Annotated in this window: 13 protein-coding genes; 4 read left to right on the forward strand and 9 right to left on the reverse strand. The window is 62.8% G+C overall.

The features are described 5' to 3' along the window. Positions 1–133 precede the first annotated feature (133 nt). The 4 genes from R1T45_RS10045 (at position 134) to R1T45_RS10060 (ending at position 4728) form a co-directional block, all read left to right on the forward strand. Complete coding sequence (locus R1T45_RS10045; protein WP_317390743.1) at positions 134–1945, forward strand: ABC transporter transmembrane domain-containing protein; 1812 nt, start codon at positions 134–136, stop codon at positions 1943–1945. 148 nt (positions 1946–2093) lie between these two features. Further along, a complete protein-coding gene (locus R1T45_RS10050) occupies positions 2094–3974 on the forward strand; it encodes an acyl-CoA synthetase (RefSeq protein WP_120351581.1) in 1881 nt (626 codons plus the stop codon). Between the two features lie 261 nt (positions 3975–4235). After that, positions 4236–4478, forward strand: coding sequence for a DUF1127 domain-containing protein (locus R1T45_RS10055; protein ID WP_240791579.1), 243 nt, complete (start codon positions 4236–4238; stop codon positions 4476–4478). Then, on the forward strand, positions 4468–4728 hold the full coding sequence (locus tag R1T45_RS10060; RefSeq protein WP_120351580.1) for a hypothetical protein: 261 nt from the start codon (positions 4468–4470) through the stop codon (positions 4726–4728). Before R1T45_RS10055 ends, R1T45_RS10060 begins: the two co-directional genes overlap by 11 nt. Before the next feature lie 193 nt (positions 4729–4921). Here R1T45_RS10060 and dtd read toward each other — a convergent pair whose 3' ends face one another. From dtd to R1T45_RS10105, 9 genes are all read right to left on the reverse strand, one after another. Then, positions 4922–5368 (reverse strand): D-aminoacyl-tRNA deacylase, encoded by a 447-nt coding sequence (gene dtd / locus R1T45_RS10065; protein WP_132444411.1) that lies wholly within the window; start codon positions 5366–5368, stop codon positions 4922–4924. A 1-nt stretch (position 5369) separates the two neighbouring features. Continuing rightward, the gene (locus R1T45_RS10070; protein WP_067935444.1) at positions 5370–6047 is read right to left on the reverse strand and encodes a nitroreductase; all 678 of its coding nucleotides are present in this window, start codon (positions 6045–6047) and stop codon (positions 5370–5372) included. After that, on the reverse strand, positions 6044–7156 hold the full coding sequence (locus R1T45_RS10075) for a TFIIB-type zinc finger domain-containing protein (protein WP_132444412.1): 1113 nt from the start codon (positions 7154–7156) through the stop codon (positions 6044–6046). The genes R1T45_RS10070 and R1T45_RS10075 overlap by 4 nt, the downstream gene beginning before the upstream one ends. Positions 7157–7272: 116 nt before the next feature. Beyond that, positions 7273–8385 (reverse strand): SPFH domain-containing protein, encoded by a 1113-nt coding sequence (locus R1T45_RS10080; protein ID WP_317390744.1) that lies wholly within the window; start codon positions 8383–8385, stop codon positions 7273–7275. Positions 8386–8420: 35 nt separating this feature from the next. Further along, entirely contained in the window at positions 8421–9383 is a 963-nt protein-coding gene (locus tag R1T45_RS10085; protein WP_317390745.1) for a DUF2927 domain-containing protein, read from the reverse strand. A gap of 22 nt (positions 9384–9405) precedes the next feature. Next, positions 9406–10602: a toxic anion resistance protein gene (locus R1T45_RS10090; protein WP_317390746.1), complete on the reverse strand. Its 1197-nt coding sequence runs from the start codon at positions 10600–10602 to the stop codon at positions 9406–9408. Beyond that, positions 10602–11516, reverse strand: coding sequence for a 5-bromo-4-chloroindolyl phosphate hydrolysis family protein (locus tag R1T45_RS10095; protein ID WP_317390747.1), 915 nt, complete (start codon positions 11514–11516; stop codon positions 10602–10604). The genes R1T45_RS10090 and R1T45_RS10095 overlap by 1 nt, the downstream gene beginning before the upstream one ends. Positions 11517–11519: 3 nt before the next feature. Further along, entirely contained in the window at positions 11520–11807 is a 288-nt protein-coding gene (locus tag R1T45_RS10100) for a hypothetical protein (RefSeq protein ID WP_236629051.1), read from the reverse strand. 56 nt (positions 11808–11863) lie between these two features. Next, positions 11864–12946 carry a pseudouridine synthase gene (locus tag R1T45_RS10105; RefSeq protein ID WP_317390748.1) on the reverse strand — a complete coding sequence of 361 codons (1083 nt, stop codon included), beginning with the start codon at positions 12944–12946 and terminating at the stop codon, positions 11864–11866. Positions 12947–12966 lie beyond the last annotated feature (20 nt).

Here is a 12966-nt window from a genome sequence, read left to right on the forward strand (position 1 = left end):
CCGCCGCCACCGCGCGGGATAGTTGCGCCTGCTGCGCTCATCAGGGGCGGCAGATTGTCCTTATGACGGCGGTCCTGCTTGACCCTGCCCAGCCCCCGCGCCATGACCGATGTGGAAAGACAAAGGAAAGCCCATGGCCCGCACCCCAGCCCCCGCACAGTCCGCCAAAGATGAACGCGAAAAGTCGCGGCGGATCGGCGCTCTGGCGGCGTTGATGCCTTTCATGGCCCCTTACCGCGTGCTCATGGCCGCCGCCGGGGCAGCGCTGGTGCTGACCGCGATGATCTCACTGACGCTGCCCTTGGCCGTGCGCCGGGTGATCGACAATTTCGGCACCGGGGAGAGCGAATTGCTCGACCTTTATTTCGTTGCCGCCCTGCTGATCGCGGCGCTGCTCGCCGTGGGCACCGGGCTGCGCTATGCGCTGGTTACCCGGTTGGGCGAACGGGTGGTGGCCGATATCCGGCGCGCGGTTTTTGACCGCGTGGTGGGCATGAGCCCTTCGTTTTATGAGCGCATCATGACCGGCGAAGTGCTGAGCCGGATCACGACCGACACCACGCTGATCTTGTCGGTGATCGGCTCTTCGGTCTCAATCGCACTGCGGAACCTGTTGATCTTTGTCGGGGGCTTGGGGCTGATGCTGCTGACTTCGGCCAAGCTCACTGGGCTTGTGCTGCTGATCGTGCCTGCGGTGGTGATCCCGATCCTGACGCTGGGCCGCCGCCTGCGGGTGCTGAGCCGAGAGAACCAAGACTGGATCGCGGCGAGTTCGGGCAATGCCTCTGAAACGCTGGGCGCGGTGCAAACGGTGCAGGCTTTCACCCATGAGGCCGCAAGCCGGGGCCAATTCGCGCAGATGACCGAAGCCTCTTTCGATGCCGCGCAGCGCCGGATCAAGACCCGCGCCGCGATGACGATGATCGTGATTTTTCTGGTCTTCGCGGGCGTGGTGGGCGTGCTGTGGATCGGCGCGCGGGATGTGCGCGCCGATGTGATGAGCGCGGGCGCGCTGGTGCAATTCGTGATCTATGCGGTCATGGTCGCGGGCGCGGTCGCCGCCCTGTCCGAGATCTGGGGCGAGTTGCAGCGCGCAGCGGGTGCCACGGAACGGCTGGTTGATCTGCTCCAGACCGAGGACACGGTGCAAGACCCGTCGCCCGAGGGGCAGACCACCCTGCCGCAGCCCGTGGCGGGCAAAATCGCCTTTGAGAACGTGCAATTCACCTATCCCGCCCGGCCCGATGTGGCGGCGTTGGATGGCATCGATCTCGAGATCAATCCGGGTGAGACGGTGGCCTTTGTCGGCCCCTCGGGCGCGGGGAAGACGACAATCATTCAGATGATCTTGCGCTTTTATGACCCGCAGTCGGGGCGGATCACGCTGGATGGTGTGGACCTGCGCGATGTGGCGCGGGATCACTTCCGCCGTGCTATTGCGCTGGTGCCGCAAGACCCGGTGATCTTTGCCGCCACGGCGGCCGAGAATATCCGCTTTGGACGGCCCGATGCCAGTGACGCAGAGGTTGAGGAGGCCGCCCGCGCCGCGGCGGCGCATGATTTCATCACCGCATTGCCCGAGGGCTATGACAGCTATCTGGGCGAGCGTGGCGTGATGCTGTCTGGCGGGCAGAAACAGCGCATCGCCATCGCCCGCGCCATCCTGCGCGACGCGCCGGTTCTGTTGCTGGATGAGGCGACCTCTGCGCTGGATTCAGAAAGCGAAGGGCTTGTGCAGGCTGCTGTGGACCGTCTGAGTGCCGACCGCACCACGTTGATCGTGGCGCACCGTCTGGCCACTGTGAAAAAGGCAGACCGCATCGTGGTGATGGAGTCGGGGCGCATCGCCGCCATCGGCACCCATGACGAACTGGTGGCCAGCGACGGGCTATATGCGCGTCTGGCGCGGCTGCAATTCACCGATGGGGCCGTCGCCGCAGCCTAAGGCAAGCTTGAACCACGCAACCCCGGCGTTACGTCACCCTAGTGTGACGTTGCGTTTGTTGCCGCCGATTGCTTGCGAAACGGCGCGTTTCACCGCAATCTGGCGCGAGGAGAATAAGCCGGAACACCGGCATAGGGGAGGAGACACCATGACATTCGCCGGGATCGAAGACCGCAATGCCATCGCGGCGGAAATGCCGTGGGAAGACCGCGACGTGGCCAAGACGCTCTACGGAATGCTGAGCAATACGACCGCGAAATTCCCCAACCACAACGCCGTCAGCTATCAGATATTCTCAGGCCCCAAAGACAAGGCCGAAACGCTGAGCTGGAAAGAGTTGCATGGCCGTGTGACGCAGGCCGCGAACCTGTTCCGCAGCCTCGGCGTGGGCGAGAAAGACGTGGTGGCCTATGTGCTGCCGAACTGTAACGAGACGACGATTACCCTGCTGGGCGGCGCCGTGGCCGGGATCGTCAGCCCGATCAATCCGCTGCTGGATGCCGAACAAATCGGCGCGATCCTGCGCGAGGTCGGCGCATCGGTCGTCGTTACCCTGCGGCCTTTCCCCAAAACGGATGTGGCCCAAAAGACCGCCGAGGCGGTGCGTCTTGCGCCCAAGGTGCATACGGTGCTCGAAGTTGATCTGGTCCGCTATCTGACCCCACCGAAAAGCTGGATCGTCCCGCTGGTGCGGCCCAAGGGGATGGTGAACAATCAGGCGAAATACCTTAACTTCAACGCCGAAATCGCCAAACAGAACACTTCGCTCAACTTTGAGGATGTGCAAGAAGACCGCGTTGCCTGCTATTTCCACACCGGCGGCACCACCGGCATGCCCAAAGTCGCGCAGCACAAGTATTCCGGGCTGATCTACAACGGTTGGCTGGGCCATCGCCTGCTGTTCAGCGAGCAGGACAATATCATGTGTCCGCTGCCGCTGTTCCACGTCTTTGCCTGCCACGTCATCCTGATGGCCGCCGTGTCTTCGGGCGCGCATGTGGTCTTTCCGACGCCGCAGGGCTATCGCGGGGACGGGGTCTTTGACAACTTCTGGAAGCTGGTCGAGCGGTGGAAGATCACCTTTATCATCACCGTGCCCACGGCGATTTCGGCCAAGATGCAGCGCCCAATCGATGCGGATGTCAGCACCGTAAAGACCGCCTTCTCCGGCTCGGCCCCGCTGCCGCTGGAACTCTTCCGCCGCTTTGAAAAGGCCACAGGCGTCACGCTGGTCGAAGGCTACGGCCTGACCGAGGCGACCTGCCTTGTGTCCTGTAACCCGACGGATGGCCCCAAAAAGGTCGGCTCCATCGGCATCGCATTCCCCTATTCGGATGTGCGCATCATCAAGGGCACGGCAGACGGGCCGATTGACGCGGAAACGGATGAGATCGGCGAGATCTGCGTGTCGAACCCCGGTGTCTTTGCGGGCCATACCTATGTCGAGGAAGACAAGAACAAAGACCTCTTCTACCACGGCAAATACCTGCGCACTGGCGATCTGGGCCGGATTGACGCAGATGGCTACATCTGGATCACGGGCCGCGCCAAAGACCTGATCATTCGCGGCGGTCACAACATCGACCCCGCCGAGATCGAAGAGGCGCTGCTGGGCCATGAGGCCGTCGCCTTTGCGGGCGCCATCGGCCAGCCCGACCCCCATGCGGGCGAGGTGCCCTGTGCCTTCGTCGAACTGGTGGAGGGCGCCAAGGTCACCGAAGAGGAACTGCTCGCCTTTGCGCGCGAGCATGTCGCCGAACGTGCTGCCCAGCCAAAGCACCTCAAGATCATGGATGAGTTGCCCAAGACCGCCGTGGGCAAGATCTTCAAGCCCGACCTGCGCAAGGATGCGATCACGCGGGTCTATAATGGCAGCCTTGAGAAGGCGGGCTGTGCTGCGCGGGTGACCGACGTGATAGACGACAAAAAGCGCGGGTTGGTGGCTCAGGTCACCATGCATGACGCCACGCATGACGACGTGTCGAAAGTGCTCAGCGTCTATACGCGCCCTTGGGAACCTGTGAGCTAAACGACTCAAACGGGTAGGGCGGCCTAGATCGCCCCCATTCCCCAAATTCCCCGATTGCAGCCCCGCTGCGTTGCGCCGATGCACATTTCCTGTGTATCGGCGCAAAAATTTTAGGCTGTTTACTTTTAGTTAGCCCCCGGCCTTTCGCGACAGGCATAGCGCCTATGCAAATTCTGCGGGTTCAAAATAGGGTCAGAGCGTACTACTTCTGCATTGCAGCATTGATAATGCACTTGCAGCATTCTGAAAGGAGTTGCGCTTATGACGATGGCAATCTCACGTGGCACCACCCTGAGCTCCGCGCTCGATGGGCTTCATCACACCTTTGACGGCATGCGCCGTCGTGTGGCCCAGATCAAGGCCCGGCGCGCAGCTTACAACCGAACTTTCACAGAACTTAACGTACTGAGTGATCGCGAACTGTCGGACATCGGCATCGCGCGGTACGACATCCGGCGTGTTGCGTCGGAAGAACTTTCGAAGGAACAGACCTATGAAGTATGACAACACCCTATCCGCCCCTCACGGTTTCTCCCTGCGTGACGCGACCGCTCCGGTATTCGGTGCGCTTGGCACCGCTGCTGGCAAAGTCGGCACCCTGCTGGCGCGTGGCGTCACCCAAATGCAGATTTCGCGTATGCAGTCCGTCCTCAACAGCATGAGCGACGCACAGCTTGAGCGCGCGGGCATCGACCGCAACCAGATCCCGCAGCACGCCCAAGCGCTGGTGACAGAAGAATACGACGGTCTGTAAGCCGCAGCGCTTATGACCTTCAGCAATCAATGTCGCGCCCTGCGCGCTGCATTGTCAGGTGCCGGACCCCGCTCCTCCTTCCCGGGTTGATCTGACACCGCATATTAACGGTCCTCCTCCTCCCGGACCCGTTATACCGACCGGCAAGCTTACCTCCTCCCAAGCTTGCCGGTCCATGCTTTCTACCCCAATATCAAGGCGCTGCGCTGTCGAGCCAGAGGGTCACCGGCCCGTCATTGACCAGCGCCACCGACATGTCGGCGCCGAACCGTCCCATCTGAACTGGAATGTCCAGAGCGGCGAGGCTGCGGGCGAAATGCGCGTAAAGCGCCTCTGCCATGTCCGGCTTTGCCGCGCCGGAAAAGCCGGGGCGATTACCGCGCGAGGTATCGGCGGCGAGGGTGAATTGGCTCACCACCAAGGCCGCGCCGCCGGTTTGCGCAAGGCTCAGGTTCATCTTGCCGCCTTCATCCTTGAAAAGCCGGAGTTTAGAGATTTTCAGGGCGAGTTTCTCGGCGGTTTCTTCGGTGTCTTCGGGCATGGCACAAACAAGGATCAGCAGGCCGGGGCCGATCTCTCCGATGATGTCACCCTCGACCGTGACCGACGCCTCGGTCACCCGTTGCAGCAATGCGCGCATGTCAGTCTTTCCAATCGATAATCTCTGAGGGGGCCGCCCGTTCGGTGCGAAAGCCATTGGCCGGATGCTTGGCATCGGCATAGCCGAATGAGATCGCGCAGAGCACCAGCCGATCCTCGGGCAGATCAAGCACCTCACGCACCAAAGGCGCATAGGCGGCGATGGCGGCCTGCGGGATGCTGGCCACGCCAAGCGCCGTCGCGGCGAGGGTGAAGGCCGTGACGAAGCCGCCGCAGTCCATCGCACCATAGGGGCCAAGCTCGCTCGGGGCGGTCACGATGGCCACATGCGGCGCGTCAAAAAGCGCGTAGTTGCGCAGCATCTGTGCCTTGCGCGCGTCGCGGTCGGATTTCGCGATGCCCACCGCGTCGTAGAGTTGGAAGCCACAGGTGCGGCGACGCTCGGCATAGGCGCCTGAATAGCCTGTGGGCCACGGCAGGTCCGGCTCCACCGGGGTATTTGCGCTTGCGGCCTCAAGCAGTGCGGCGCGAAAGGCGTCGGTGCCCGCGCCGCGCGTTACGGTCACCTGCCATGGCTGCGCATTGCACCATGAGGGCACGTGACGCGCGGCGCTGACAATCTGGGTGATGGTCTCCTCGGGCAGTGGGTCAGAGAGAAAGGCGCGACAGGAGTAGCGGGCCTGCAAGAGGTCGGTGAATTGGTCATAGGTCTGGGTCATTGCTGGGCCATGAAATAGCCGACGATGGCGGCGGCGATCAGCCCCAGCACCACGGCGAAAGTGATTTTGATCGCGGAATAGGGCCGTTCGCCCTGCACCTTGCCGGAGTGGCCATTCACCACAAAGCGATAGGTCTTGCCGCGGTATTTATACGCGGCCAGCCAGACCGGCAGCAGGATATGTTTGAAGGTCACATCGCTGATCTGCGTGTTGATGTCATGCACCCGCTGGCGGTCCCCGCCGATGTCGAATTTCACGTCCCGTTCAATCACCCGGTCCATATGGGCGCGGGCCTGAACAAAGCCTTCCTCCAGCGTGACGCCGTAAGCCTCGGCCCGGAAACCGGCGAGGTATTCCGGCGCATAGGGCTCCAGCGCCGAGAGGTCCCAAGGGTGCAGCGCATCGGTGTGTTTCTTGGGCAAAGAACGCGAGGCAAGCACCAACACATCGTCAAAGAACCGCGCAACCCGGCCCGACGCCGCCCGCCAGCGGATTTTCGGCACCTGTTGCTGCACCCGTTTTCCATCGCGCATAACGGTGCGCGTGACGTAATAGACCGTGCCCCGCTCCCCGCGATAGCTGGAGGCGGTCTGCGCGTCATAGGTCCAGAACGGCACGTAAATACCCTGCATCCGGCGGCCCTTGCGGGCATATTGCTGCAGGCCATTGGGCGCGAACCAAAGACCGCCGAGCCAGTCTTTCATGGCATCGCGGGCGCTTTCTTCGGGCAGGGCAAAGGGCAGCACGGCGCGGGGTTTGATATGTCGGTTGGTGCCGGTGTCGATCACCACGGGCGTGGCGCAGAAGGGGCATTCGGCGGCGTGTTTGCCGGGCTCGAATTCCACCTGCGCCGCGCAATTGGGGCAGGTGGTGACGCGGGTCTCTTCCATTTCGGCAGCGGGCAGGGCGGATTGCAAGCCTGCGCGGAAATCTTGCTCGGCGATGGCATGGGCGTGGCGGCCCGTGCCGTCGATAGGCTCCACATTGCCGCAGTGATCGCAGATCAGCAGCGACTGCGCCGGATCAAAGCGCATGTCAGAGCCGCAGGTGTCACAGGGGAAACGGTGCTCTTCTAGCGGGGCGGCGGGGGGCAGATCGGTGGCGGACATCAGGGGTGCTTTGCAAGGTCAATCGCGGCGGTGCGGATGGGGGGGCCGCAGCCCTAGAGGGGGCCACGGGGGGCAGGCCGTCTGCGCGCAAAGGTGTTATCCCTCGCGCCAGCGGATCAGGCCGGAGGCGGCGGCGGTGGCATCACCGTAAAGAGCTGCGCCAGCTCGGCCACATCCTCGGCCCGCTGCCAACCATCTTGGCCCGGCGTCCAGACCAGAGCATCGCGCCCGAGGCTGCCTTCGGTCACTTTGCGGCCCATCGCGGCCTTGGAAAAGGGCCCGGAGGTCGCGCCATCTTTGGCGATATGCCAGACCTTTTCGACCGGCGGCGGGGGCGGCGGAACCGGCGCGGCGGTGGGGGCAGGGCGCGCGCCCCAAGGGCCGGCCTGTGCGCTGGCCGCCTGCGCCATGCTCATGCCCAGACCCGCGCCAAGGCCGGTTTGCATCGCCGCCCCGCCCGCGCCATCGCGGCCAAGCGCCTCAGCCGCTTGGAACTGCATGTATTCGTTTAGATTTCCGACCACGCCCATGGAGGTGCGTTTGTCCATCACCGCCTCTACCGCGGGCGGGAGGGAAATGTTCTCGATGTAGAGCTCGGGCATCGCCAGCCCGTATTCGGCGATCTGGGCGGCGATATCCTTGCCGACCAATTGGCCCAGTTCGCGCGTGTTGGCGGCCATGTCGAGCACCGGGATACCAGAGGAGGCCAGCGTGCGGGAAAAGGCCTGCACGATGATGTTGCGGATTTGGTAAGAGATTTCATCCATGGTGAATTCACCATCGGTGCCGACAATCTCGGTCAGGAACTTCGCTGGGTCGCTCACGCGGACCGAGTAGGTGCCATAGGCGCGCAGGCGCACGGGGCCGAACTCAGGATCGCGGGCGATGATCGGGTTCTTGGTGCCCCATTTCAGATCATTGAACCGGATGGTGTTGACGAAATAGATCTCGGACTTGAACGGGCTTTTGAAGCCATGGTCCCAATGCTGAAGCGAGGTCATGATCGGCATGTTGTTGGTCTCAAGCATATAGAGACCGGGGGTGAAGACATCCGCCAACTGCCCCTCATGCACAAAGACCGCCGCTTGCCCCTCGCGCACCGTCAGCTTGGCGCCGTATTTGATCTCATGGCCCTCACGCTCGAACCGCCAAACCATGGTGTCGCGGGTGTCGTCGGTCCAGTGAATGACGTCGATGAACTGGCCGGAGAGGAAATCGAAAATGCCCATGGGGATGGTCCTTATTCTTTCGTCGTAAAGCTGCGTTACACCGGCCCGTCCGTCAACTCGCGTGCGATGATCCGGGTGATCGGGTTGACCTGCTCCGCTGTCATGCCGGGGCGCAGACGCTTGTCATAGAGCATCTTGAGCAGGAGTTCGTCGTGTTTGGTCAGCAAGGCGAATTCGTCGTCATCGTTAAAGATCGACGGGCGCGCGGCGGGGCTGTCATTGGCCAGACCCAAGCCTTGGGCCAGTTCTTCGTGGATGCACGACAGCCGCAGCAACCCGGGGTTTTCCGAGCGGATCACCGCCACGGCGGCGGTATAGACATTCGGGTTGTCGCCTGCGGCATAGGCGGCCACGGCGCAATAGGTGTCGCGGCGCATGTTGCGCATCGCACGGAGCGACGATGGGCTTACGCCCGCGACCTTTTCCGCAGCATGGGTCAAAGCATCGACCCGGTCATCTTCAGAAGCCACAACCACTATGAAATTAGGCGTGCCTGTCGTTGAGATCGGATGCCCCGTAACCCGGGCAAGGCGTCGCGCGAAAGCCTTGATGTTGGTGGTGTCAGAGCGGCGTTGCGACGGGGGGATGCTATCACCAAAGATGATCTGCATGTGAACAGGCCCTTCCCAGCGGCGCAGCGGGCTGGCCCCACCGTGGCCGGAAAAATTGCCGTCATATTCGTTATAAAGGGCGATCTGCTCAAAGTTGCGGACCAGCATTTCGCTGGTAAAGGGCGTGTCATCACCGCCGCCGTCTTGGCGCAGCAAATCCTGGCTCAACTGCGCCTTCTCGACCTGATGCAAATAGCTGCGCAGCATGGCGCTTTTTTGTGAAGTGGGTTTGGCCACCACAGCCGGAGAGGGGGGCTTTGCCGCAGGGCGGGCCTGCGGCTTGGCGACCTGTTGCAAGACGGGCGCGGGTTCGGCGCAGGCCAGCAATAGCATGCCCAGCGCCAGCGCCCCCCCGGCGCGCAGTTTTCTGCGCAGACGTTCTTGCATTACCTGTTCCCTCACGTCGGTCTTAGCTTGGCACCGCGTTGCCTGTGGTGTCGCCCAAGCCCGTTTCGCGGGCCTTGGCGGCGGCCAGTGTGTCGCGCAGACGGCCTTCCATTTCCTGCAACTCCTTCTCGGCATTGGCGCGTTTTGCCTTGCCTTCATCGGCGATTTGCAGGGATTCTTCGATGGTGCCGATCAGGTCTTCGTTGGCCTGTTTCACCGCTTCGATGTCGAAGACGCCGCGCTCCATTTCCTGACGGATCACCTTGTTGCTGTCACGCAGGTTCTTGGCGTTGGAGGTGAGCAATTCGTTGGTCAGGTCATTCGCCTCGCGCACCGCATTGGCCGCGTCACCGCTGCGCTGGATGGTGACGGCTTGGGCCAGTTGCGTTTCCCACAGCGGTACGGTGTTCACCAAGGTCGAGTTGATCTTGGTCACGAGGCTTTTGTCGTTCTCCTGCACCAGACGGATCGAAGGCAGGGATTGCATGGTGACCTGACGTGTCAGTTTCAGATCATGCACCCGACGCTCCAGATCATCGCGGGCGGCACGCAGATCACGGAGTTCCTGCGCCCGCATCACCTGATCGTCTTCGTTCGCCTTATCCAGCGCGGTCTGTTTGGCGGGGATGGTCTTGTGATCCAACTCTTCGATCTTGGCCTCACCGGCCGAGATATAAAGCGCCAGTTCGTCGTAGAATTGCAGCGTCTTTTCATAAAGCAGGTCGAGCGATTTGATGTCTTTCAACAGCGTATGCTCATGCGCCAGCAGGTTGTCGGTGATCCGGTCGATCTGGCCTTGCACCTCTTCGAAGCGCGCGGTGAATTTGGCGAATGGGGTGGCGCGGCCCAGCAGTTTTTCCCACCAGCTTTGTTTGCGCCGCACGTCCAGCTCAGAGACCGAGAAGCCGCGGATCGCGCTGACCATGGTGCGCAGGCTATCGCCCGCGGGGCCGACATCCTTGTTGCGCACATCGGCCAGCATGGATTGGCTGATTTCTTGCAACTCGGCCTGCGCGGCAGAGCCGAAACTGACGATGGACTGCGTATCGGTCACGTCAATCTCGGCCATACGCTTTTGGATTTCCGTGCTCTGTGCTGCATCGGCTTTGGCCAATGGCACGATGGCATTGGCATCCGCCGGTTCGGGCAAAACGGTTGCGTTCACTTCTTCCACCAACCCTTGCGATTGGGCAGCTTTTTCACGGAGGGCATCGGTCATCACTGATCTTCCTTGGTATTTGCAGGGGCGGGCTGTTCCAGTCGGACCCCCTCGCGGGAGAGGCGTTCACGCAGCACGTCGATTTCCACGTTCAGATCGCTGCGGTCGTCCAGCAGGGACTTCGCTGTGCGGGCGGCAAAGTTCTGATCCAGATCGTCGAGCAAAGCGAGGTAGTCGTCGCGGGCTTGCGCGTCTTGGTTGCGGGCATAGAGGTCGGCGAATTTCACCGTCGCATCATGCGCGCCGCGCAGATAGACGACAAGGTATTTGCGGGCGGCGGTCAGGTCGCGGGGGTCTTCTTCGACGGTGCGGATCAAATGGCGGGCGGTTTCTTGGAACTCGGCCAGCCGGGCTTCGGCGCGCCGGTCGCCTGCACGCAAGATCGCTTGGCTCATGCCCGAGAGCAGCTTTTCGGCCTCATCTACCACGCGGGCGACGCGGTCTTGCTGGAAGGTGTCGATCCCCTCCATGCCTTTGTTCTGCAGGGGATCAATGCCAAATGCCGCAAGGTGCAAGGCCGTGGCCGCGAGGCCGTAGAGCAGGGCTGCGATCAGGCTCGGGTCATTGCTGTATGCAGCAAGGGCCGCGCCAGCGCCCGCCAATACTGCAGCCAAAATTTTGCGCGGCAGGACCGGGCGGCGGGCAACTTTGCGTTCGTGGTATTCCGCCTCGGCCAGCAGTCCGTCGCGCAGTAGCCAGACGCCCGAAGCCAACAAAAACGCCCCGCCAAGGCCAAGGACCAGCGTGCCCGCGCCACCGATAAGCGAGGTTCCAGCCAGCAGGACCGGGGGCAAGAACATCAGGTTCACCCGCCCGCCCACAGGATCGACCCGCAGGCGGCGGGTCTTGCGCGGTGTGCTGCCGGGGGTGGCGTCCGTGTCGGGGCTATATTTGCCGCCAAAGCGCTGCGCCATGGATCAAAGCCCCCCGAGAAAACCGCTGGTCAGTCCAAGCAGCAAAACCAGCAACGCCCCAAAGGCGATTTTCTGAAAGGTCGTTGGCGCCATCATGTTTCCCCTCTCGCCGCCCCAGATCGGGCGCAGCGCCGTGCCGGCACTGTCAGCCGCGCGCCCCAAGAGCGAGGCCGCGCCGAGGATGATAACCACGAGCGCGGCCAAGGCCACCAAAAACATCACTATTCGCAACATATTGCCCTTTTCTGCCAGCGGTTTCGCGCTGATCTTGCCCTGCCGTTCTCTATTCAACGCACGCAGGTCGGCAGCGTTCCGGAAACGCGCAGGGCAACTTGGGGCAGCGCCGGTCAGCGGCGGGGTTTTGGCCCCCGGCCACCGGGCTTTGGCCCCGGTTTACCGCCCGGCTTCGCATTGGGGCGCCCTGCGGGACGCGCCCCCGGTTTACCACTGGGCCTGCCTTGGGTTGCCTTGCCACGCGGTGCATTCTTCGCCTTGCCGCCACCACGGCGGGGCGGCGGTTCGTCATCTTCGCCGGGTTGTACGGGCAGACCGGGCTGGCCCGCGCCCCCGAAGCCGCCGGGTTTGCGGCGTGGCGGGCGGCGCAGACCCGTGGGCTTTTTGACAGCGGTGCCGCTGGGGTCTTCCAACTCAAGGCCCAATTGATCGCGCACGACCTTGCGACGCAGTTCTTCCACCTCGCCGATCTTCAGCTCGCCCAATTGGAACGGGCCGTAAGAGATGCGGATCAGTCGGTTCACAGTCAGGCCCACGGCCTCCATCGCGCGGCGAATCTCGCGGTTGCGGCCTTCGCGCAGGCCGATGGTCAGCCAAGCGTTCGCGCCTTGCTGGCGGTCCAGCGTCACATCCATCGGCTGAAAATTTTCGCCCTCCACGGTGATGCCGCGGCGCAGAGGCTCCAGCATTTCATCCGTGGGGCGGCCATTCACCCGCGCGCGGTAGCGGCGCAGCCAGCCGGTGCTGGGCAGTTCCAGTTTGCGTTTCACGCCGCCATCGTTGGTCAGCAGCAAAAGCCCTTCGGAATTGAGGTCAAGCCGGCCTACGGTCATCACGCGGGGCATGTCCTCGGGCAGGGCATCAAAGATCGTTTCGCGGCCCTTCTCGTCAGAGTTTGTCGTCACCAGCCCGGTGGGCTTGTGATAAAGCCAGATGCGCGGCGGCTCGGGCGCGCCGACGGGGGTGTTGTCGACGGTGATCTTATCCTCAGGTGTGACGTTCAGCGCGGGCGAGGTGATCTGCTCTCCGTTCACGCGCACGCGGCCCGCTTCGATCATGCGCTCGGCCTCGCGGCGCGAGGCAATACCGGCGCGCGACAGCACCTTGGCGATGCGGTCGCCCTTGGATGTGCTGGCGTCAGCATCGGTGTCGGTGTTTTGCTGGCCGGAGCCGGAGGGGGGCGTTTTTGCGTTCATACACTGCGCTTACCCTGTTT

The organism is Sulfitobacter sp. LC.270.F.C4 (assembly GCF_032922545.1).
Classification (GTDB): Bacteria; Pseudomonadota; Alphaproteobacteria; order Rhodobacterales; family Rhodobacteraceae; genus Sulfitobacter; species Sulfitobacter profundi.